Origin of the sequence: Ruoffia tabacinasalis, assembly GCF_042652985.1 — a bacterium.
GTDB classification, from domain to species: domain Bacteria; phylum Bacillota; class Bacilli; order Lactobacillales; family Aerococcaceae; genus Ruoffia; species Ruoffia tabacinasalis.
Genome location: NZ_JBHSHQ010000050.1, coordinates 46,351 through 69,133, shown reverse-complemented (window position 1 = coordinate 69,133; position 22,783 = coordinate 46,351). Strand labels below are relative to the sequence as shown.

At 34.9% G+C, this 22,783-nt stretch carries 20 protein-coding genes; 1 reads left to right on the top strand and 19 read right to left on the bottom strand.

Annotated features, from left to right (window positions below):
- Positions 1-5 precede the first annotated feature (5 nt).
- From ACFO5Y_RS08820 to ACFO5Y_RS08805, 4 genes are all read right to left on the bottom strand, one after another.
- On the bottom strand, positions 6-1,793 hold the full coding sequence (locus tag ACFO5Y_RS08820; RefSeq protein WP_197104012.1) for an ABC transporter ATP-binding protein: 1,788 nt from the start codon (positions 1,791-1,793) through the stop codon (positions 6-8).
- 2 nt (positions 1,794-1,795) lie between these two features.
- Positions 1,796-3,550: an ABC transporter ATP-binding protein gene (locus ACFO5Y_RS08815; protein WP_197104011.1), complete on the bottom strand. Its 1,755-nt coding sequence runs from the start codon at positions 3,548-3,550 to the stop codon at positions 1,796-1,798.
- Between the two features lie 363 nt (positions 3,551-3,913).
- Complete coding sequence (locus ACFO5Y_RS08810; RefSeq protein WP_138403917.1) at positions 3,914-4,126, bottom strand: YneF family protein; 213 nt, start codon at positions 4,124-4,126, stop codon at positions 3,914-3,916.
- A 72-nt stretch (positions 4,127-4,198) separates the two neighbouring features.
- Positions 4,199-4,447, bottom strand: coding sequence for a DUF896 domain-containing protein (locus tag ACFO5Y_RS08805; protein ID WP_197104010.1), 249 nt, complete (start codon positions 4,445-4,447; stop codon positions 4,199-4,201).
- Between the two features lie 88 nt (positions 4,448-4,535).
- Between ACFO5Y_RS08805 and lexA the strand changes: the two genes are divergently transcribed.
- Positions 4,536-5,153, top strand: coding sequence for a transcriptional repressor LexA (gene lexA / locus ACFO5Y_RS08800; RefSeq protein WP_197104009.1), 618 nt, complete (start codon positions 4,536-4,538; stop codon positions 5,151-5,153).
- A gap of 83 nt (positions 5,154-5,236) precedes the next feature.
- Here lexA and ACFO5Y_RS08795 read toward each other — a convergent pair whose 3' ends face one another.
- From ACFO5Y_RS08795 to ACFO5Y_RS08725, 15 genes are all read right to left on the bottom strand, one after another.
- Positions 5,237-5,749, bottom strand: coding sequence for an adenine phosphoribosyltransferase (locus ACFO5Y_RS08795; protein WP_138403920.1), 513 nt, complete (start codon positions 5,747-5,749; stop codon positions 5,237-5,239).
- Positions 5,750-5,757: 8 nt separating this feature from the next.
- Positions 5,758-8,091 carry a single-stranded-DNA-specific exonuclease RecJ gene (gene recJ, locus ACFO5Y_RS08790; protein WP_197104008.1) on the bottom strand — a complete coding sequence of 778 codons (2,334 nt, stop codon included), beginning with the start codon at positions 8,089-8,091 and terminating at the stop codon, positions 5,758-5,760.
- A 5-nt stretch (positions 8,092-8,096) separates the two neighbouring features.
- Positions 8,097-8,507 (bottom strand): LapA family protein, encoded by a 411-nt coding sequence (locus tag ACFO5Y_RS08785; RefSeq protein WP_197104007.1) that lies wholly within the window; start codon positions 8,505-8,507, stop codon positions 8,097-8,099.
- Positions 8,508-9,314: an SDR family NAD(P)-dependent oxidoreductase gene (locus tag ACFO5Y_RS08780; protein WP_197104006.1), complete on the bottom strand. Its 807-nt coding sequence runs from the start codon at positions 9,312-9,314 to the stop codon at positions 8,508-8,510.
- Between the two features lie 16 nt (positions 9,315-9,330).
- Positions 9,331-10,254, bottom strand: coding sequence for a ribonuclease Z (rnz, locus tag ACFO5Y_RS08775; RefSeq protein WP_138403924.1), 924 nt, complete (start codon positions 10,252-10,254; stop codon positions 9,331-9,333).
- A gap of 134 nt (positions 10,255-10,388) precedes the next feature.
- Positions 10,389-12,236: an acyltransferase family protein gene (locus tag ACFO5Y_RS08770; RefSeq protein WP_197104005.1), complete on the bottom strand. Its 1,848-nt coding sequence runs from the start codon at positions 12,234-12,236 to the stop codon at positions 10,389-10,391.
- Between the two features lie 8 nt (positions 12,237-12,244).
- Positions 12,245-13,555: a GTPase ObgE gene (obgE, locus tag ACFO5Y_RS08765; protein WP_197104004.1), complete on the bottom strand. Its 1,311-nt coding sequence runs from the start codon at positions 13,553-13,555 to the stop codon at positions 12,245-12,247.
- A gap of 34 nt (positions 13,556-13,589) precedes the next feature.
- The gene (glyS, locus tag ACFO5Y_RS08760; protein ID WP_197104003.1) at positions 13,590-15,635 is read right to left on the bottom strand and encodes a glycine--tRNA ligase subunit beta; all 2,046 of its coding nucleotides are present in this window, start codon (positions 15,633-15,635) and stop codon (positions 13,590-13,592) included.
- A 13-nt stretch (positions 15,636-15,648) separates the two neighbouring features.
- Positions 15,649-16,533, bottom strand: a complete 885-nt coding sequence (glyQ, locus tag ACFO5Y_RS08755; protein ID WP_138403928.1) for a glycine--tRNA ligase subunit alpha — start codon at positions 16,531-16,533, stop codon at positions 15,649-15,651.
- A gap of 254 nt (positions 16,534-16,787) precedes the next feature.
- On the bottom strand, positions 16,788-17,576 hold the full coding sequence (recO, locus tag ACFO5Y_RS08750; protein WP_197104002.1) for a DNA repair protein RecO: 789 nt from the start codon (positions 17,574-17,576) through the stop codon (positions 16,788-16,790).
- A 17-nt stretch (positions 17,577-17,593) separates the two neighbouring features.
- Positions 17,594-18,499 (bottom strand): GTPase Era, encoded by a 906-nt coding sequence (era, locus tag ACFO5Y_RS08745; RefSeq protein WP_197104001.1) that lies wholly within the window; start codon positions 18,497-18,499, stop codon positions 17,594-17,596.
- A 9-nt stretch (positions 18,500-18,508) separates the two neighbouring features.
- Positions 18,509-18,895, bottom strand: coding sequence for a diacylglycerol kinase family protein (locus tag ACFO5Y_RS08740; RefSeq protein WP_138403931.1), 387 nt, complete (start codon positions 18,893-18,895; stop codon positions 18,509-18,511).
- Positions 18,873-19,370: an rRNA maturation RNase YbeY gene (ybeY, locus tag ACFO5Y_RS08735; protein WP_138403932.1), complete on the bottom strand. Its 498-nt coding sequence runs from the start codon at positions 19,368-19,370 to the stop codon at positions 18,873-18,875. The genes ACFO5Y_RS08740 and ybeY overlap by 23 nt, the downstream gene beginning before the upstream one ends.
- 17 nt (positions 19,371-19,387) lie before the next feature.
- Positions 19,388-21,610: an HD family phosphohydrolase gene (locus ACFO5Y_RS08730; RefSeq protein ID WP_197104000.1), complete on the bottom strand. Its 2,223-nt coding sequence runs from the start codon at positions 21,608-21,610 to the stop codon at positions 19,388-19,390.
- A gap of 22 nt (positions 21,611-21,632) precedes the next feature.
- A complete protein-coding gene (locus ACFO5Y_RS08725; protein WP_197103999.1) occupies positions 21,633-22,592 on the bottom strand; it encodes a PhoH family protein in 960 nt (319 codons plus the stop codon).
- Positions 22,593-22,783 lie beyond the last annotated feature (191 nt).

Below are 22,783 nucleotides of genomic sequence, written 5' to 3'. Positions count from 1 at the left end.
TTTTTTTAGTTTTTAGTTTGCAGACGATACATTTGATAGTATGTCCCTTTTTTCTCAATCAATTCATCGTGATTTCCTTGTTCGATAATGTTTCCTTTATCAAGAACGATAATCTGATTGGCATCTCTAATCGTACTTAAACGGTGAGCAATCGCAATGGTTGTTCGGTTCTGACGCATCTTAGCCAAACTTGCTTGAATATACTCTTCTGTTTCCGTATCAATATTAGCCGTAGCTTCATCAAGAATTAAAATCTTCGGATCACGCGCCATTGTTCTGGCGAATGAGATTAATTGTTTTTCACCACTTGAATAACTTGCCCCTCGTTCAATAACTCGGTGCTCATAGCCATCTGAATGTTTTTCAATAAATAAATCAGCATTAACAAAGTGCGCCGCTTCTCGAATTGTTCGATCAGATATTGAATGGTCTAACAAACGGATATTTCGATTCACATCCCCATAGAATAAGAATGAATCTTGAAGAACTAATCCAATATCTTTTCTTAATTCTTCATACGGAAACTCACGAATACTATGTCCGTCAATTAAAACATCTCCAGATTGAAACTCATAAAATCGCATTAAGACATTAATAATTGAACTTTTACCACTTCCGGTATGTCCGACAATCGCAACAGTTTCTCCAGGATTAACAGTGAAACTAATGTTGTTTAAGACATTTTGATTTCCATCATAAGAGAATGTTAAGTTTTTAAATTCAATTTTTGCATCTTTGATTTCAGCCTCATCATGAACAATTTGTTCTGGAACATATTCTTCATGATCCAGAACACGAAGAATACGTGAACTTGAAACTACCCCATCTTGAAGTAAGCTTAGACTATCCATCATCATACCCATCGGTCTAAAGAATTGCGAACTATATTGAACAAATGCATAAATCACACCCACTTCTAAAATACCATTTAAGTATTGTCTACCTAAGAAGTAGATTACTAAAGCTAAAGATAAGCCTTCTAAGAAACTAATCACACTCATTAAAAGCAGTGCATTCATTTTAACCATTTGGTAACGCGCACCAAAGTGCTTTTCATTTTGGTCATCAAATTCATCAATAATTCGTTTCTCTTGACGGAAATGTTGAATAACATTCATTCCTAGAATAGATTCGTTAATTTTAGTATTTAACCGACTTAAATTCTCACGCATTGAGCGATATACTTGAGAACTGTAACTTTGGTAATACCAAATAATTCCAATCATAATTGGGACAAAGATTAAGAATAACATTGCCATACTTGGATTCATTAAATACATCCCAATGAATACTGAAATGACCGTTACAACCCCTTCAAACAATGCATAGAATGTATTCCAAAAGTTTTTCAACGTTTCTGTATCATTTGTTACGCGAGAAACTATCGATCCACCAGGTGTTTGGTCAAAGTAACGCATGCCTAACGTATTAATTTTAGTAAATATTGTATCTCGTACGTTTTCCACTGTCTTTTCAGCAGCCATATTGAATAAATACGTTGATAAATAATTAGATACACCTTGTAATAGGAGTAAAAAACCATAGGTTAAAGCAAAAGTTGTTGCTATTTGCACAGTAACGTCTAAATGTGTCAAATGATCATCAATAAATGTTTGAATCACTCTTGGCATAATAACAGAAACAGCTACTGTGACAGATGTAAATAAAATAGCAACTAAGAATGTCTTCCAATATGGTTTTGCGAAAGCAAAGATACGTTTCGTTACAGTAAACTGCTCTCTCATGGACATTTTTCTTGCCCAAGCTGATTCATGTTGAACTTTACTTGCCATTATTACACCTCTTCCATTTCAGAGCTTAATTCTAATTGTTGGTGTTCATACATTTCTTGGTACCAACCATTATTATTAATTAATTCCGCATGTGTTCCACGTTCAACAATTTGACCTTCATCAAGCACAACAATCTCATCCGCATGCATCACACTACTTAAACGATGGGCAGAAATAATTGTTGATTTATCTTCACGTGTTTCTTTAATTGAATTTAGAATTGCTTCTTCAGTTTTAGCGTCCACGGCTGAAAGTGAATCATCTAATATCAATAATTCTGGATTAATTAACATCGCTCTCGCCATAGAGATACGTTGTTTTTGTCCTCCAGATAAAGCCACTCCACGTTCACCTACGAGCGTATCATAGCCTTCACTAAAGCCTAATATATCTTCATGAACACTTGTCACTTTGGCAATATCTTCCACTTCTTTATCTGTCGTATCCATATTCGCAAAACGAATATTGTCACGAACAGTCGTTGAGAATAAGAAATTATCTTGTGGAACGTAACCTATATTCGCTAATAAACTATCTAATTGATAATCTTTAATCGAAATTCCATTAAAAGTGATATCGCCTTTAAATTGGTCATAATCACGTAAAAGTAATTTAAATAATGACGTCTTACCTGAACCAGTACGTCCAACAATTCCAAGTGTGTTTCCTTGTTTAATGTGAATATCAATATCACGTAAGGAAGCCTCTTCCTCATCGTCTGGGTAAGCAAATTCATCAATATCTATATGGATATCACCAGAGATAGATTGACTCAATGCATCCGGTTCTTCAATAATCGTACTTTTTTCATTTAGAATTTCTAAAATACGGTCATAACTTGCTGAACCACGTTCTAAAATATTAAATAAACGCCCGATCGCAATCATCGGCCACTGTAAACGAGTCACATAACTGATAAAAGCAACTAATAAACCAATGGTAATTTCTCCTTGTGAAACGAGAAAACCACCAAAGAATACACCTAAAATCGTAGCTGCACCCATAATTAGTTGACTTGCAGGTCTAAACGCAGCATCAAATAAATAAACTTTTTGGTTTCGATCAACAACATTTGTGGTCATTTTCTTAAAGTCTTCAATATCTAACTCTTCTTCACCAAACGTTTTAATTACTTTCATGCCCGTAACACTCTCTTGAACTTTATCGTTCATTGAAGAGAAAGCTGCTTGAGATTTTCGTGAGTGATAATGAAGTTTACGACCAACAAATCGAATTAAAATCGTTAACAAAGGAATGGGTATAATCGACACTAAAGTTAATCGCCAATCTACAAAGAAAAACATCATGAACAATGTAAGTAATCCTTGAGATAAAGAGTCAACTAAGGTTAAAATACCTCCCCCAGCCACCATACGAATTGAGTTCAAATCATTCGTTGTTCTCGCCATTAAATCTCCGGTACGATATTTTTGAAAGAATATCGAGTCCATTTGTGTAAAATGGGTGAACAATCTTGCTCTTAATATCTTTTCCAGTTTAGCTGATGTTCCAAAAATCTTCGTACGCCATACGTAACGCATCACATATTGAACAATCGCTATAACAACAAGAACCACACTCCAAGTCACCAACTGACTTCCTGTTATTGTACCGGCTGCCATATTATCTATGATGATACCAATAATCATTGGCACAAGCGCAGTCATCACACTCAATAGAATTAACATTGATATTCCAAAAATATACGCTTTTCTTTCTTGTTTAAAAAACCAACCCAGTTTTCCAAACATATCCATACAATTCACCCCATCCTAAAATATAAAAAAGAGAGACGCGTCATACCCCTTGCCTCTCAAAATAAAGCTATCATTTTCTTCTCAAAAACTTAACTTTTAACTAAAAAAGCCTTGATACAACCGCTGTTAGTAGCATAAAACATACCATAGCCAATTTACTGAAGCAAATCTTTTGCACCTTATCTATTGAGAACAGTCCAAGTATTATAACACTTTTAAAATTGTCATGCATATTTAATTAGACTGGCTTCAAAATCAAAATATATTTTTGCTGCTACTTTGTTGCCTTAGGTTTAATTCCATCTAAAAAAATAAAAAACAGGAGCCATCCGAAAAAATCGGATAACCCCTACTAGCATTATATTAACGCTGTTTCATTGAGTTCATAATTTGTTGAACTTTCTTTTTAGATGGTTTTTGACCCATTTGGGCCATCATTTGAGAAATCATTCTCTCGTCGATCGGTGGATTTTCCTTAAAGTAATCCATCATATACTTTCTTGATAGGAAGAAACCAGCGACAAAACCAATAATTAATGCAATAAATACGATAACTAACCATATCCAAGTTGCCATTTAACTACACCTCTCTTCTAAACTTCATGTAATACAATAATACTAAATAATCATTGTGTTGACTAGAGAAAATTATTCGTTGTCTCTATTATGTAAGCCACGTTCTTTTTGAATCTCTTTAACTTTATTAGGAGTTAAGTCTTCCCCTTCAGGATCAACGACTTTAATTCCCTCAATTTGAGCACCAATGCTATCTCTCATACTTTGAATGTATTCTTTGTGCAGGTTTTTTCTTTCAATCGATTCTTCTTCAGTGATTGTCCCTGCTTTGTTCTTTTTAGACAATTCGTTGATGCGTTTGATCTTATCCTTACTTAACATATAATCACTCCTTTACTACGAACATTTGTTTGCTAAGCGTTATTATAAATGCTATACTAAAAACAATAAAAACGAAAGAGTTGAAATTATGAAATCAATATCAGCAAAACAATTAAATATACTTGATTGTATATATAAAGCAATTGACTCTAATGGATACCCGCCAACTGTCAGAGAAATTGGAGCAGAAGTTGGATTAGCTTCGACATCTACTGTTCATGGTCATCTTTCTCGATTAGAAGGCAAAGGTTACTTAGTCCGTGACGCGAGTAAGACACGTGCGTTAGAACTGACGCCAATTGCGCTTGAAGCTTTGGGTATTTCAAGAAAGGATATCCCTTTACTTGGTCGCGTTGCTGCCGGTGCGCCTATCTTAGCAATTGAAGAGGCCGTTGATTATTATCCAATTCCACCTAATTTAGAACATTTTGATAGCAATGATTTATTCATGCTCCAAATTGACGGTGAAAGTATGATCAATGCCGGTATCTTCAATGGTGATTTAATTACAGTTCGTCGCCAACCTTCTGCTAATAATGGTGATATCGTTGTCGCTTTGACTGATGATGACGAAGCAACTTGTAAGACTTTTTACAAACAGTCTGATCACTATATTTTACGTCCCGAAAATGACGCTATGGATGACATTATTTTAAACTCAGTCCAAATATTAGGTAAAGTTATTAGCTTATACCGTGAATTTTAGATTTAAAATATATTAATTAAAACGAAATCCGAACACTATAGTAGAGTTCGGATTTTTTTGAATTTTAAAGTAAAGAGTAGATATTAGTATTGCATTAAAGCTTTATAGTTATAACCTTCAATTTTTTCTCTACCGTTTAATTCTTTCAATTCAATTAAGAATGCAATTCCTACAACTTCTCCACCTAGTTTTTCAACTAAGTCGATTGTAGCTTTAACCGTACCACCTGTTGCTAATAAATCATCGATAATGACAACTTTTTGACCAGGTGTAATTGCATCTTTATGCATCGTTAATACGTCAGTACCATATTCAAGTTCGTATTCTACTTCAATGATTTCACGAGGTAATTTCCCTTTTTTACGAACTGGCGCAAAGCCAATTTCCATTGCGTAAGCAACAGGACATCCCACGATAAACCCACGCGCTTCAGGTCCAACAGCAACTTCAGCCCCTACTTCTCTTGCATAGTCCACAATTTCTTGTGTTGCTTGCGCAAAAGCAGGTCCATTTGCCATTAATGGTGTAATATCGCGAAACGTTACACCTTCCTTTGGATAATCTTCGATTGAAGCAATATAATCGTTTAAGTTCATTTAGTTATTTAATTCCCTTCAAAATAATCTTTAATAGCGTCTAACGGCTGATAATTTAATAAAGCCTCTGACTTATATTCACTTTCATATTGAATAAATGTCTTTAAATGAGGTAAATCAATTTTATTATTTGTTGCATCTTTATTAAACTCTAACCGACCATTCTTAATTGTAACAAATTCTGCTTCCAAAAACATCAAAAACATCCCTTTTAATTTTACAGGGTGTAAATTTAATGATTTTGTTATACTTTCGAATTCTGTCTTATATGTGAATTCTTGCTTGGCAAAGACATATTTATACAGATTAATAAATTCTTCTCGAGTAGGAATGCCTGCCATATATTTCGATTCCTGAACAAATGATCCTAGATAGACTTTCGACCAAGCTTGCGCATTCACTATCTCTTTCAGTTGTTGTAATTGAATGGGTGGTTCCATTACGATGAGGTTATTATATTGGGCTAAATTAACTTCAGAGACATTCTCATATAATACAACGGGTGCACCATTCAATTGCTTGGTCATATAATCTGCAATTGGTTGATGGGAGAATACATATAAGGCTTTGTCTATACTTAACAAATCTTTATGAATCTTACTTGAGCGATAATCTAACCATTGAGAACCATTGACACCCATATCTTTCAGCATTAACTGTGGAAGACGATTCCCATTCCATTCGTTAATATCTAACTCACCGACGACAGACACAACACTGCCGTTCTCTAACCCTTCAGCTTGCTCTGCCTTACCAAAGCCTATGGCTTGTAATTCGGCTTGGCTATTCGTTTGTTTAAGGGCTAGCTTGACATGATTTTTATCTGCACCAATAAATCTGATTGTATTAATATGAGCATCCTTGACCATAAATTGCGGTTTAGGATTATCCGTACCGAAAGGTCCTAATAAATTCACTTCATTAATAAAGTCAATCGTCATTTCATTCACGCTTAACGGCATATCAATCACAATTGGCTCAGGTTCGTTTAGTAATTCAGTATAGTGCTCAAAACTTTTGTGAATGCTTTGTTTAAAGTCTTCCCAATTCTCTTCATCAATCGTTAACCCTGCTGCTTGACTATGTCCACCGAAGTGAGTCAGGTACTCATTTTGTTTAACGAGTTCTTCGAAGATATTTATCTTAGAGACACTTCTTGAACTTCCTTTATATTGCTTTTTCTCTTCTATGTATTGGAAGACAATCGCTGGTCTTTGGTATTTTTTAACCAAACGACTTGCAGCAATCCCTAAGACTCCGGCAGGCCAATCTTTATCTGCTTCAATAATAATATTTGGAATCGATTCATACTGAGCCATACGATTTTCAATTTCTCTAGTAATGTTTTCGGTGATAGATTTTCTTTCACGATTTTTTTCATTCACTATTTCTAATAACGATTCCGCTTCAGAAATATCTAATGTTTTCAATAACTCTAAGCCCGGCGTCGGATCACCTAATCGACCTACCGCATTCAAACGTGGGCCGATAATAAAGCCAATTGTCTCACTCGTTAAGTTATCTAAATTAACTTTTTCATTTTGTAATAATAATTGTAAACCAACGCGCATTGAATCTTTAATTAGAGTCAATCCACTTAATACGATTGTTCGGTTTTCATCCGTTAAAGACACCATATCTGCCACCGTACCGATTGCTGCCAATTCAACTGCTTCTGTCGGAACTTCACCTAACAAGGCACTGACTACTTTCAAAGCAACCCCTGCCCCACTTAATTCTGGGAAAGGATATTGACCTGAAGGATGTTTTGGATGAATAATTGAGAATGCATTCGGTAATTCACTTTGTAATTCATGGTGATCAGTAATAATACAATCCACACCTATATCATTCATTGCATCCACAGCTTCAAAACCAGCCACACCATTATCAACAGTAATGATTAATCGAATATCTAATTCGTCAACCAACTCACTCCAACGTGCTTTATTTGGCCCATAACCGTCCGTTAAGCGGTTTGGTAAATAATAATGGACATTGGCCCCAATAGTCTCTAAAGTCTCATACATTATCAATGTACTGGTAATACCATCTGCATCATAATCTCCATAGATTAATATCGGTTCAAATTCTTCAATCGCTTTTTGAATGCGTTCGATTGTTTTGTCCATCTCAAATAGTAAAAAAGGATCATGATAAAGTTGAGGTTTTTGATTTGTTTTCTCAATTAACTCTTCTGTACTTGTGATACCTCTAATTGAACATAGGCGTAAAAAAGTTGAACTAAATGTTGTTTCATTATTGTCTGAAATACTTTTGGAAGCGTCTCTATTAAACTCTGGTCTGATTTGCCAATCAAACTGTGCCATATTGAACTTCACGAATATTACACTTCCTCTGTTGTATCAGTTGCTACATCTTCATTTAATTCTGGTTTTTCTTCTGTTTCTACAGAAATTGTATTACGTGAAACACGCTCTTGTTCTTCGACCTTACTGCGTAATTCAGCAATTGTTGCATCTTTTTCAATCGCAGTATTTGAGTGATTATGTTTCTCTTTTGATAATTGTTTTTCTAATTCTTTATTTTTCTTTCTGTTTGATTGAATCGCAGACATTGATGCAATCATTCCAATGATAACTCCAACCAAAATACTGAATAATACAACTAAGACAAGTGATACTTCAAATTGAGTGAAAAAGAAATCAATTCCAACAACATTTGTATTTTGTAATGCAAAAACGACTACTAAGATTAGTAACATAATAATCGCAATAACTTTCCATTGTTCTTTCATCTAATTATCCTCCTTGAAATTTAACATTTCTCCTGCTAATTTATCTCCAATACTTGGAAACACTTTATATAGTATATCAATAAAATGATAATAACGGGGACGATTTAACTCTCTTTTGCGACGTGATGGTTTTAAATGTTTAGTCACATCTTTAGCTAACTTTTGTGGATTTAATGCAAATGCTTTAATACGGTCATAATATTCTTTAGAATTTGAATCATGATTGAAAAAGTCCGTTTTGACAGGTCCAGGATTAATTGTTGTCACATCAATACCAAACCGCTTTAATTCCAATCTTAAACTATTCGCATAGCCTATCACTGCAAACTTCGATGCCGAATAAACACTTGAACTTGGTGTGGCTATTTTACCAGCTATGGAAGAGATGAATAAAATATGTCCAGCTGTATTTTTAATAATCATTTCCCTTGCGACCAATTGTGATAGATAAATCATCGCATAAGTATTGATTTTAAAGAGCTGATCAATTTCTTTAGAAGTGAAATCCACTGCTTTTTTAAATATACCCATACCACTTGAATTGATTAAATAATCTATATGACCAAAGGCATTGATTGTTTCTTCAACGGTTTCTTCAATTTCTTTAGCCTCAGATAAATCTTTCGCTAACACAAGTGTGTCTATTTCGTATTCTTGCTTCAGTTTGCCTGCCAATTCATTGAGTACTTCTTCTCTTCGAGATACTAATACAAGATTACCGCCTTTTTTGGCTACTTCAATGGCAATCGCTTTACCGATACCACTTGAAGCGCCCGTAAGTAATACGACTTTGTTTTTCAGAAACATAATCTCATCCTTTCAATTATATTTCAAATTCATTTAAATCATAAGCAACTTTCGTTTGTTTGAATATTGAGCGCGCATCTTTTTCTAATTGTTTCACATCTGCCCCTAAATATCTTGAGCTAATGTGATTTAAATATAATTGCTTAACCTTTGATTGTTTAGCAACTTGTGCTGCTTGTTCAACTGTAGAATGGAAATAACGATTCGCCATCTTGTTCTCACCTTTTGCATGTGTCCCTTCATGAACAAGGACATCAGCTTCTTCGGCTAATTTCCCGATGTTTGCATTGGGTCTCGTATCTCCTATAATTGCAATGACTTTACCTGGTTGGGCTTCCCCGACAAAATCTTTCCCATCAAGTTCAGTACCATCTTCTAAAGTAACTGTTTCTCCATTTTTTAACTTTCCAAATATCGGTCCGTTCGGAATATTGTATTCTTTAAGTTTTTCAACCAGTAACACACCATCGGATTTCGGTTCTTCAATTCTATAACCAAACGACAGAACGTTATGTTGTAGTGGTAAGTATTTAACTTTCCAGCCCTTATTTAATTGAAGCTCGCCACCCTTTGGATCTAATTCAACAATATTTACTTTATAAAGTAAATTTGATTTCGAATACTTCAATGAAGCATTAATGTATTGTTCAATTCCAGGAGGTCCGTAGATAGTAATAGGTTGGTTATCTCCACCTTGAAACGAACGACTACTTAAAAATCCTGGTAAGCCGAATATATGATCCCCATGCATATGAGTAATAAATATATTTTTAACCTTTCCTGGTTTCAGTGTTGTTTTTAATATTTGATGTTGAGTTCCTTCTCCACAATCAAATAGCCAAGTTTCATTCAATTCATTCAATAGTTTTAACACTAAAGAACTAACATTACGACTTTTTGATGGAACGCCAGCGCCAGTTCCTAAAAATAATATTTCCATAGTCACTACCTTTCATTAATACATTATATTTTACTACAATTTTTTGAGAATTTCTTTACATTTATCTTATTAAGCATAAAAAGAGTGTTAGTGAGTTAATCTCCCCACCAACACTCCTCAATTAACTAATACATTTATCTTTGACGATATATTTCTTTAGCAATAAAGACTGATAATTCATGTGCTCCTTCTTCAGTTGGATGCGCACCATCATCTCTTTGCCAACCTGTTTGGTCATTTGAGTAACTTGCCCAATCAATAATATGAACATTACCAAATCGTTGAGCCGCTGCTAATAATTGTTGATTAGCGTCAGACACCCAAGAACGCTTTGTATCGGATGTAACAAAGAAAATATCATGTTCTGGTCCAATCGCTTCAATGTAGTCATTAATTTGGCCTGCTGTAAAGGTTCCATTTGATCCCATCATTGTAACAACTGTTGGTTTCAAAAGCCCACTTTGATCTAAACTATTAACAACCGACACACTATTATACAGTTGACGTCCGACTTCACCATTAATGACCGCTTTCGGGAAGACATTTTGAATTTGTTTTGTAGCTGCTAATAAAGTAGAGTCTCCTACAAAGGTAATGTCTAATCCATTAGCATAGAGCATTTCTTGTTGGCCAAGGCCTTCAATATTGTTAACTACTTTTACATTTTCAGTATCTTCTGTCTGTGTATCTTCGGCTATTTGGGAGTTCGTTTCAATAATCGTTTGTAATTCTTCTGCCGTTTGAGCTCTTTCCTCAGGTGCAGCAAAAATTCCAATCGTACCAATAACGAAAATCACAATATAGGTACCTGTAATCACTTTAACATTTAAAAGAGTCCCTTTATGAGATCTTAAATATTTTAATTGGTGACGTGTTTTCTTAATATTAAAGTCTTGTCCTAGAGGTAAACTAATATTTACTTGCTCAAATAATCTGTAACTAATTTCTGCAAGTAGCGCGATAATTAAAAATTGAATCGTATAGTTTGCCCACGATGGTAAACCTAAATTTTGCATCATATTAGGTATAATTAAATAAACAGGATAAAACCATAAATAATAAGAATAACTACGTTTACCAATAAAGGTAAACAGGCGGAAACTTAAAATCTTGTTCCAAATCGTGCTTGGGTGAATTGAAACTAGAATAAATAATGCACTTAAAAGTGTGAATAAACTCATCCCAAAGCGGTAAGCAAAAGGTTGTGTTCCGTACATAAATTTACACATAAAGAACATCAAGACCATAATGAACGTTCCGATACCATTAAATATCCAATTAATTTTACCCTTAATTGGCTTCGCAGTAAGATTCATTGGTAGTATTAAACCGATAACCCCACCCGCCGTATATGAAAATGCACGAGTAAACACACTATAATAAATACGTGTAGGATCTTCACCGTCTTTATATAAATACCCCATTAAAAATGCCGATACAACAGTAACGATGAGTAACATATTCACTGTTGTTGTTTGTTTCTTATGCCAAGAATAAAACAGCAATATTAGTACTGGTGTAAGCAATATTAACTGCCCTAAAATTCCGACATACCATAAGTGCGTGAAGGCACTTGGGTTTGCAGCTTGAACGAAATAAGATTGTTCATTCAAGATTTGATAATAGTTATTAAAGAAAGCAAGTCCTGATAAAGCCATATTTCTAAGGTTGAATAAAGACTCTCTTGAAAACAGCAAGATAAAAGAACTAACTGTTATAATCATTGCTAACATAGGGAAAAATAACCGACTTAACCGTTTTTTATAATAGTTTAAGTAGTTTATTTTTACCCCTTTTTGGCTAGCACTCACAAAGTGTCTAAAGTTAAAAAAACCAGCGATTAACAAGAACATATTTACCGCCAAAAAACCACCTGGTAAAATATGCTGGAAAAAATAATACACAATAATTGTGATAATTGATAGTCCTTTAAGACCATCAAAGATATCTAATCTTTTTTTGGACTTAGTTTCTTGTGACATGCTATCACCTAATCCATAAACTCAAACTGGAATGTTGATAACTCAACAATATCTCCCGTCTGAGCTCCAATTTCACGAAGAGCTTGATCGATTCCCATACCACGCATCTGTCTTTGGAAACGAGCAATACTTTCATCATGTGCCATATTAGTCATCGCAAATAATTTCTCGATTTGAGCACCCGTAATACGGTAGAAGCCTTCTTCAACTTGTTCAACTTCGAATGGCGCTTCTTCTTGCTCTAACGTATAATAAGCTTCTTCGACTTCAACTTCTTCTTCAAGTGGAATAAATTCTTCGTTTTGAACAAGTGAAGCTGTTTTCTTGATTAACTGATCTACCCCTTGATTTTGCCATGAGCTGATAGGATAAATCTCTGGAACATCTAAATCACGTTCGCCGTAATATGCATTTAGTTTTTCTTCAAATATTTCAAGATTTTCTTCTGAGATCGCTTCGTCCATTTTATTAGCGACAATCACCATCGGTCTCAGTAATAATCTCTCGTTATATGCTTCTAATTCATCCATAATATCAGTGAAATCAACAAAAGGATCTCGACCATGTACAGCTCCCATATCAATAACGTGTAACATTATTTTTGTTCTTTCGATGTGGCGTAAGAATTGAATTCCTAAACCTACACCTTCAGAAGCTCCTTCAATTAAACCTGGCATATCTGCGACAACAAACTCTTGTTGGTTTCGCAATTGTACAACACCTAAGTTCGGAACTAACGTTGTAAATTGATAGTCAGCTATCTTTGGTTTTGCATTACTAATTAGTGATAGCAACGTTGATTTACCAACACTTGGGTAACCAATTAAAGCAACATCTGCAAGAACTTTTAGTTCAAGTTCTAATTCTAATTCTTCACCGGGCTCACCATTTTCTGCAATAGAGGGTGCAGGGTTTTTGTGCGTCGCAAAACGAATGTTCCCGCGACCACCACGTCCTCCTTTAGCAACAGTGAATTTTTGACCATTATCAACTAAATCGGCCATGAATTGACCAGTTTTAGCTTCGCGGACAATCGTTCCAGGTGGAACTTTAATAATTAAATCCTCTGCTCCGGCTCCGTATTTACTCTTACTCATTCCATTTTCACCATTTTTGGCTTTAAAATGACGGTTGTAACGGAAATCCATTAAGGTTCTTAATCCTTCATCAACGATAAAGATAACATCTCCACCTTGACCTCCATCTCCGCCGGCTGGTCCACCATCTGGAACGTATTTCTCTCTACGGAAAGCGACCATTCCATCGCCACCCTTGCCTGCTTTGACTTCTACTTTAGCATGATCTAAAAATGTTGACATTTGACATCACTCCTTTCTTTCTCTGTGTAATTTTCTAAAACTTACTGTTTAATTCTCTTGGGTCTATAAATTTCAATACTTTATCCGTAATAAATTTCATCGTTTTCAATCTGTTTTCTCTAATTGCTTCATTATCGTCATTTACCATATTGTTATTGAAGTAATCTGCAATTGGATCTGACAATTTAACGAACATTTCTAATGCTTTATCTCTGTTCGTAGAGAAATCTGATTTTAACATATCGAATAATTTTTGTTCCGATTCAGTTTGAGCTTTCGTTTCTTCGAATAAGCCGTCTGAATTTTCCTTCACACCTAAATTGACAACTCGTGTTAAAGATTCAACTAAGTTACGATACTCTTCTGGAGAGTCATTCTTAAGTTTTTGAATGCCTCTAGCAAAGTTCACACCTGCATACACATTAGCATGACGTCCATTAAGCTCTGCTTGAATGATATCATAATCAATCGCTTCTTTCTCAAGAAATTGTTGAATACGTAATTTAATAAAATCAATAAATGATTCAATTAAATCTTCTTCGGTAACATCCATATCTTTAATCACAACTTTAACAAATTCATGCATATCAAAGTTCCAATCATATTTCTCACTGATTTCTACCATTCCCATCGCTTGACGGCGAAGTGCATAAGGATCGTTTGATCCTGTTGGGATTAATCCGATGTTAAAGTAGTTTAATAGTGTATCAAATTTATCAGCAAAAGCAAGCATTGCTCCGGATAAAGTTTCAGGTAATTCTCCACCACTGCTTGTTGGCATGTATTGTTGGCTAATTGTATGAGCAATCTCATCTGAAAGACCAAATTTCTTCGCGTAAATTTCGCCCATCTGACCTTGTAACTCATCAAATTCGTTTACTACTTGGGTCATTAAATCAAATTTGTAAATTTTACTTGCTTCACTTGCAATGGCACCCGCTTCAGGTTCATTGATCGTTTCAGCTAATTTTTGAATGATGAGTTCCACACGTTTTTGTTTATCAGCTAATGTACCTAGTTTGAAATGTTCTTTAACTGATTCTAACTTCTCTGTAAAGAAAGCTAAATCATGTGTCATATCTTCATGATAGAAGAATAAAGCATCTTCTAAACGAGCTTTCAACACTTTTTTATTTCCTTTGATAACATTTTCAATGTGATTGGCGTCACCATTACGAACTGAGATGAAATAAGGTAACAGCTTATCAGTTCCTTGATCTAAAGCGTAGAAATATCTTTGATGGTCTCTCATCGCAGTGATTAAAACAATTTGTGGAATTTCTAAATATTCATCTTCAAATTGTCCAAAGAAAGCTGTTGGCCACTCAACTAAAGCCGTTACTTCATCTAATAAATCTTCTGTCATTGGGACATTCCAATTGTTATCTGAAGCGATTTGTTCAATTTGTTTGATAATAATATCTTTTCTTTCATTTGTATCAACAATTACAAATTCATCTCTTAGTTTTTCTACATAAGTATCAGGAGACGTAATTTCTGTCTTGCCACCTAGGAAACGGTGACCTATTGATGTATTACTTGCTTCGATATTAATAAAGCTAAATGGTACGACTTCATCATCTAGTAATGACACAATCCAGTGTACCGGACGGATAAAGCTTTTATGGAATGAATTCCAAGTCATACTAACTGGGAATGTCATCGCGTTTAATACATCAGCCATATTCGCTAATACCTCTTTAGCTGATAAGCCTTCTGTATGTTTATTAACGAAGATATAGTCTTCATCTTTAATTTGTTCAACAAAAATGTCGTCGACAGTTAATTTTTGTCCGCGAACAAAACCTTGTGCTGCCTTACTCCATGCACCTGCGTCGTCTTGAGCAATGCGTAATGCAGGTCCTTTAACTTTCTCAGACACGTCTTCTTGACGTTCCGCAATTCCTTTAACAATCACAGCTAAGCGTCTTGGTGTTGAATAAGCAACTGCATCATCATAAGTTAATCGGTTATCAGTTAAAAACTGCTCGACTTTATCTTTTAATTGGTCGCTTAATTCAGTTAAAAAACGAGCAGGTATTTCTTCCATACCAACTTCTAATAAATAATCTTTTGTCATTTCAATTGCTCCTTTACGCTTTGTCTTTGTTTAATAATGGGAAGCCAAGCTCTTCACGCTCATTAACAAATGCTTGTGCAACAGAGCGAGCCATTTTTCTAATTCTACCTAAATACCCAGCACGGTCTGATTGAGAAATTACTCCGCGTGCATCAAGTAAGTTGAATGTGTGCGAGCATTTTAAGATGTAGTCATAGGCTGGATGTGATAACCCATTATCAATTAAATTCATTGCTTCTTTTTCAAAGGCATTAAATTGTGTGAAAAGCATTTCTGTATTACTTAAATCGAATGAGTAAGTCGAATGTTCACGTTCGGGTTGTTTAAATATTTCGCCGTATTTCACTCCCGGAGCCCATTCTAAATCATAAACATTATCTACATCTAGAATATACATTGCTAAACGCTCTAAACCATAGGTTAATTCACTAGTTACTGGATCTACTTTTAAGCCACCTACTTGTTGGAAGTAAGTAAATTGTGTAATTTCCATTCCATCAATCCATACTTCCCAACCTAATCCTGCACAGCCTAATGATGGGTTTTCCCAGTTATCTTCAACAAAACGAATGTCATGTGCAAGTGGATCAATTCCTAAAGCAACTAAACTATCTAAGTATAATTCTTGAATATTTGTTGGAGATGGTTTCATCACAACTTGAAATTGGTGATGTTGATATAAACGGTTTGGGTTTTCACCATAACGACCATCTGCTGGACGTCTTGATGGTTCAACATACGCTGCATTCCAAGGCTCAGGTCCGATCGCACGCAAGAATGTATACGGGCTCATTGTTCCTGCCCCTTTTTCAGTGTCATAACTTTGTAAAATTAAACACCCTTGTTCTGCCCAAAATTGTTGTAATGTTAATATCATTTCTTGAATTGTCTTTGCCATTGATAATTCCTCTTTTCTGTAAAATAAAAAACTGCCCCTATGATTAGATAAAAATCTAAATCATAGGGACGAAGTAAATTCGCGGTTCCACCCTAATTCAAGCGTTAACTTGCACTTATGTCAAACGATTCAATTAAAAAACACTTTTAAGGTTGCCTTCGATTTGGTCTAGCTTTCACTCTCCTAGACTCGCTTTACTATCTTATTTATTCACCTTAATACATAGAACATCATACTACAATTCACTCAAATTCTCAATCAGATTTGTGTCGTTTTCTGATGACATCTTCCATGGAAGCACTTAAAGTGTCCAAATTATTTAAATAACTCTTACTCTTCAAGTTAATACCGACAAATTCTTTATAAATTTCATCCATTAATCGACGTAATTCTTGGATTGTCTCCTGACTAACCTGAATACTATTAATCTGATGTAAACTAGCTAAATCAAGTCGACTTGCAATAAACATTGCCTTAGGCGCAATATGCATACGAAATGGATCTTCATGAAAGTGTTTCTGACATAACACCCCTTGTAATTTCATACTGAAATCAAAGGGCTGTACCGTTGTGCCACAGATGCGACACCGATCAAAATGTATGTCAAAACCAAAATACCGTAATAACTTAATCTCCATGCTGATCGTAATCGCTTCGTAAGAGACATCGCTATTCATTAGTTCCAATGCTTTCTTTAGCATCTCATATAATGCTTGATCTGGTGTGTTGTCATTAATCGCTGCATCTACTAATTGGGTCACATAACTTGAATATGCTTGTTTCATATAGTCCGTTTGAATTTTTCGATGAATTTCAATTGTATTCGCTTCTTTTAGAAAAGATAAGCCTTCTTCATTTATGTTACCAATATAGTGGTTCACTGTGAGTGGTATCAGTTGACTAGTTAAGCGATGATTAGGTTTTTGTAAGCCTCTTACAAAGAACATTTTTGTTCCATAATCTTCTGTAAAAATCTTTACGAGCGCATCATGTTCCCGATGCTTTCTTTGAAACAAAACAATCCCTTCAAACCGTTCATTCAACTAATCACCTCTGTCATTTAATAATTATCTGGTTGATAACCAAAGTCATTCAATTGAGTACGACGATCGCGCCAATTCTTTTGAACTTTCACCCATAAATCAAGATAAACTTTATCTCCTAATAGAATTTCAATATCTCGACGAGCGCGTTGACCAATTTTTTTAATCATTGATCCTTGGGCTCCGATAATAATTCCTTTTTGAGAACTGCGTTCTACAATAATAGCTGCTTGAATCTCAATCTTATCATCTTCGTTACGTCTCATACTCTCAACTTGAACCGCAACCGAATGCGGAATTTCTTCGCGCGTTAATTCTAATATTTTCTCACGAATAAATTCAGCGACTATAAAGTATTCTGGGTGATCCATCACTTGGTCAGCTGGATAATATTGAGGTCCTTCTGGAATAATTTCTTTAATTCCTTTAACTAGCGCATCAACATTATTACCTTCTGTGGCACTGATTGGGTAGATTTCATCAAAATCATGTTCTTGACGGTACGAGTCAATGATTGGTAATAATTCGTCTGGTGTTACTAGATCAATCTTATTAATAACTAAGAACACAGGAATGTTCGCTTGTTTCACGCGTTCAATCACCAAGCGGTCCCCAGGTCCGATTTTTTCGGAGGCATTCACAACTACTAAGATGCCATCAACACCTTTAAGTGCGCTGTATGCTGCATTCAACATAAAGTCACCTAACGCATGTTTTGGTTTATGAATTCCCGGTGTATCTATGAAGACAATTTGGCTTTCTTCATCAGTCACAACCCCTTGAATTCGATTACGTGTTGTTTGCGCTTTATCAGACATAATTGCTACTTTTTGTCCGACAAAACGGTTTAATAAAGTTGATTTCCCTACATTTGGTCTACCAATAATGGTAATAAAACCTGATTTAAATTTGTTATTTTTCATAAACACTCCTTAATTAATAAATATTAACTTCCAAATTTTTGGTATAAATATAATCATTCCAATAACAACCGACATGGTAGCAACTACTAATACTGCGCCAGCGGATGCATCTTTTGCTTTTTTCGCTAGTTGATGGTACTCCTTTTGACACGCTAAATCAACTGTATGTTCGATGGAAGTATTCAATAATTCCATACCGATGACTAAGCCAATGCAAATAACGATACTCAACCACTCAACTAAATTAATCTTGAATAGAAAGCCTGCAATGATAACTAGAGCTGTAATAATCATATGGATTTTAATATTTCTTTCGACTTTTACTGTCTCCATAATCCCTTGGACTGCATGATAGACAGACTTCGTAAATTTATTATTGCCCTCGTGAAAAGCCATTTTCTTCTAGCACCTCTTCTTGTAACGAGAACATTTCTTTTTCGTCAGCTTCGGTTTGATGGTCATATCCATTCAAATGTAAGAAGCCATGGACAGCTAAGAATGCTAATTCTCTTTCGACTGAATGTCCATAATCTTCAGCCTGTTCAACGGTTTTTTCAAAAGAAATAATAATATCTCCTAAGTGTTTGGACACATCACCGCCACCTTCGATATTAGAAAATGAATCGAAGTTGAAGTTTGGTGCCTCTTCTATGTCTTCCTCTAAGGCAAAACTTAACACATCTGTTGGTCGATCGATACCACGGTATTCTTTATTCAATTCATGAATAATATCATTAGAAACGATAGAAATATCGACTTCGATTCCCTCACCTAATCCAAGTTTATGAGCTGTTTGAGTAATAATATGGTTTAACATTTCTGTATGTTCTTCAGTTAGTAACCCATCTTCATCTATTAAATCTATAATCATAAGTTGTCCTCCGTTATTTAATCTGGATACTCAACACGAGTATGAAATGTACTTGCTATTGTATGTACAATTGATTTTTTAACTTTTTCTAATTCTGCGACTGTCATATGGCACTCTTCAAATTGGCCTTCAGCCAATTTTCCATTAATAATATTATCAACTAAGTTTTCAAAAGCCGTTTGCGTATGTTCTTTAATTGTTCTAGAAGCAGCTTCAACTGAATCAGCAATCATAATAATCATCGCTTCTTTGCTTTGAGGTTTAGGTCCAGGATAACGGAACTTTTCCTCGTCCACATGATTGTCAGCTTGTTTCGCTTGATGATAAAAATACCTTACTAAAGTAGTTCCGTGATGCTGCATACAAATATCTATTACACTTTCTGGCATATCATATTCTCGTAAAATCTTTTCACCTTCAGTGACATGCCCAATAATAATGGCGGCACTCTCTTCAGCCGTCACCATTGAATGTGGTGACTCCATTCCTTCAGATAAATTCTCAACAAAAAACAATGGATGATTTACCTTTCCAATATCATGATAATACGATGCAATTCTTACTAACGATGAATCTGATCCGATAGCATCCGCAGCATTCGCTGCAATATTCGCTACCATCATACTATGATGATATGAACCTGGAGCTTTCTCCACAATACTTTTCAGTAGCGGATGAGTTAAATTCGCTAGTTGATTTAATGTTAATGGTGCTTTGCTGCTTAACAGTTTATGCCAATATGGTTCAATAAAGAAATAAATGCCAAATGCAATCAGTAAATTAAATAAAATAAACGATAATATAACGACTGAAGTTTCAGATACTAATGTAACGTTCGTCATCAACACAATCGGTATCGCAAAAACGGCATGCAAAGCTAATGCATATAAGAAACCGTATCTTAATGAATTTTTATTCTTCACTAATAATTGATAACTTAATGAAATCAATGAACTAAAGAAATAAAAGATCGTAATCATAAAGGTCACAGTCATACTATCGCCATCATGTGATATAAATAACGCCAATAAATTGAAAAAGCCCATAAAGAATAAGGTTAATCTTATATTAGTTCTTGGTCTTAACAACATTGGGATCACATAGATTGGCAGAAATAACATGGCATAATCAATCCCATTCAATTGCAATATATGCAACACTCTCAAGACAAGGAAACTTACTGTAAAGAGTAAGCCATAGCCCAATATTTGTGTACCTAATTCAATGTCCAATAACGCTTTTTCTTTCTCTTTAACAACATAGTAAACAAGTGCGATTGCATGAATGATAATGACTGCAGCAAAAGCAATTAATAAATCATTATTCGACTCTTGATCTAAATAACCTAATAAATCTAATTGTCTATAGGTTGTTTGGTTAATAATGTGTCCTTCTTGGACGATAATTTGCCCCTGTAAGATATAGCTCGGTTGAACAGCATTCTCAGCTTCTTCACGACGCTTTTCTGTCTCGCTTTCACTAAAGACAACTGTTGGTACAACCAATTCCTGCATTAATTCGCTGATAATTCCCTTACTTTCAGAGTCAATATCCAATTCTCTAATGTACTGATTCACATCTGATAAAATTTGATTTAAATCAGTCGATTCAATTTCACTACTTAAAACACTCGCAAGTAAATCATTAATTTGCTGTTGCAATTGATTCAATGCTTCATTATTCACTGTTAATAGCGTAGTAATTGAGTCCACTGATAGCGAATCATCTAATTCTCTGACCGAATCACCCTCACTCGCTAAGACCGCTTGATTATAAACTACAAGCTGTTCAGTATCTTCTAATTGTCCAAACGGAACGGATTGTGTCTCAGTTCGTTGACTATCAATCGAAGTGATATCCATCAGATTACTTAATACAGAATCTTCAAGCATCTCATTAATGTCGACGGTTGAGTATTCATTCACTCTAATAGAATAAATTAAATTAAAAAACTCTTCAGCCTGCTCCACTTGTTGTTCAAGAATAGCAGGCTGAAATACATATGCGTCTGGCACGCTTGAGCGTGCACGTTCCCTATTTATCTCAGTCTGTTCAGTATCTTCTATTGTTACAGGTGCTTGAACCGTTTCCTCCGCTACTTGGTTGATCCGAAAGTTATATTGTTCAGGTTGCACATCAGTAAAACCTATGAAAAATATCAACACAGACATAAGCAAAATAATTAGAGGGATGAATAATGTGCCTAATAACGTCTGTAGTTTCCGTAGTTGCTGGTTCATTTTTCTCCCCCCTATATAAAAATTAATCCTCAGAATAAGCTCTAATAATATCCGCTACAACTGGATGACGTACAACATCAAATTCATCAAAGTAATTAAATTTAATTTTATTTATTTTATTTAATTTTCTCTCGGCATCGATCAAGCCAGATTTAACACCTTTCGGTAAGTCAATTTGAGTTTGGTCACCGTTAATAATCATCTTAGAACCAAAGCCAAGTCGTGTTAAGAACATCTTCATTTGTGCAATGGTTGTATTTTGAGCTTCATCTAAGATAACAAAAGCGTCATCTAATGTACGACCACGCATATATGCTAAAGGCGCAATTTCAATAATACCTCTTTCCATCAAACGATTTGTATGTTCCATCCCAAAAATAGCATAAAGTGCATCGTAAACAGGTCTCAGATATGGATCTACTTTTTCTTTCAAGTCGCCTGGTAAAAATCCAAGGCTCTCTCCGGCTTCTACGGCAGGACGAGTTAAGATGATTTTCTTAACACGGCCTTCTCTCATAGCTTGAACTGCTAAAACAACAGCTAAGAAGGTCTTCCCTGTACCTGCAGGACCAATTCCAAACACCACATCGTGAGTTTCAACTGCTTTGACATATTGTAATTGTCCAAAATTTTTCGCACGAATCGCTGTTCCGTCATATGCTCGACCGATGACTTCTTCAAATAGGTTAATGAAATATTCAATGGTTCCATTTTTTGCCATCTTAACAGCAGTAATGATATCCATCGTTCGAGGGGTAATCCCTCTTTCTAAAAGCTCAACTAAATTCAACATGATTGCTCGTGTCATCTCAACATCTTCTTCTTTTCCTGATATTGTTATGACTTCGCCACGATTACTTACCTGAATATCAAAGTTCTCTTCGAGTAATCGAACATACTTATCATGTGTTCCTAGTATCGCTAATAACCAATCTTGGTTTGATACAATAACTTGTTGTGAAAATGCATCTGCTCCGCTCAAATAATACGCTCCTTTTATCATTGTCTTTAATTAAAATAAGATTACCATAAATACATAAAAAAATGAACTTTAGTACCTAATTATAACAAAATCCTTTAAACATTGCATGGTAGAGCAAAGTTACTTCATTTTTTTCATCTTTACATCTAATTTACACAATATTTACAGGAAATTTACACTTCTATCGTATA

Bases quoted from the DNA above. Each gene is read 5' to 3' on its own strand.
- ACFO5Y_RS08820 (WP_197104012.1), bottom strand. From the start codon at position 1,793: ATGGCAAGTAAAGTTCAACATGAATCAGCTTGGGCAAGAAAAATGTCC.
- ACFO5Y_RS08815 (WP_197104011.1), bottom strand. From the start codon at position 3,550: ATGGATATGTTTGGAAAACTGGGTTGGTTTTTTAAACAAGAAAGAAAA.
- ACFO5Y_RS08810 (WP_138403917.1), bottom strand. From the start codon at position 4,126: ATGGCAACTTGGATATGGTTAGTTATCGTATTTATTGCATTAATTATT.
- ACFO5Y_RS08805 (WP_197104010.1), bottom strand. From the start codon at position 4,447: ATGTTAAGTAAGGATAAGATCAAACGCATCAACGAATTGTCTAAAAAG.
- lexA (WP_197104009.1), top strand. From the start codon at position 4,536: ATGAAATCAATATCAGCAAAACAATTAAATATACTTGATTGTATATAT.
- ACFO5Y_RS08795 (WP_138403920.1), bottom strand. From the start codon at position 5,749: ATGAACTTAAACGATTATATTGCTTCAATCGAAGATTATCCAAAGGAA.
- ACFO5Y_RS08785 (WP_197104007.1), bottom strand. From the start codon at position 8,507: ATGAAAGAACAATGGAAAGTTATTGCGATTATTATGTTACTAATCTTA.
- ACFO5Y_RS08780 (WP_197104006.1), bottom strand. From the start codon at position 9,314: ATGTTTCTGAAAAACAAAGTCGTATTACTTACGGGCGCTTCAAGTGGT.
- rnz (WP_138403924.1), bottom strand. From the start codon at position 10,254: ATGGAAATATTATTTTTAGGAACTGGCGCTGGCGTTCCATCAAAAAGT.
- ACFO5Y_RS08770 (WP_197104005.1), bottom strand. From the start codon at position 12,236: ATGTCACAAGAAACTAAGTCCAAAAAAAGATTAGATATCTTTGATGGT.
- obgE (WP_197104004.1), bottom strand. From the start codon at position 13,555: ATGTCAACATTTTTAGATCATGCTAAAGTAGAAGTCAAAGCAGGCAAG.
- glyS (WP_197104003.1), bottom strand. From the start codon at position 15,635: ATGACAAAAGATTATTTATTAGAAGTTGGTATGGAAGAAATACCTGCT.
- glyQ (WP_138403928.1), bottom strand. From the start codon at position 16,533: ATGGCAAAGACAATTCAAGAAATGATATTAACATTACAACAATTTTGG.
- era (WP_197104001.1), bottom strand. From the start codon at position 18,499: ATGAAAAATAACAAATTTAAATCAGGTTTTATTACCATTATTGGTAGA.
- ACFO5Y_RS08740 (WP_138403931.1), bottom strand. From the start codon at position 18,895: ATGGCTTTTCACGAGGGCAATAATAAATTTACGAAGTCTGTCTATCAT.
- ybeY (WP_138403932.1), bottom strand. From the start codon at position 19,370: ATGATTATAGATTTAATAGATGAAGATGGGTTACTAACTGAAGAACAT.
- ACFO5Y_RS08730 (WP_197104000.1), bottom strand. From the start codon at position 21,610: ATGAACCAGCAACTACGGAAACTACAGACGTTATTAGGCACATTATTC.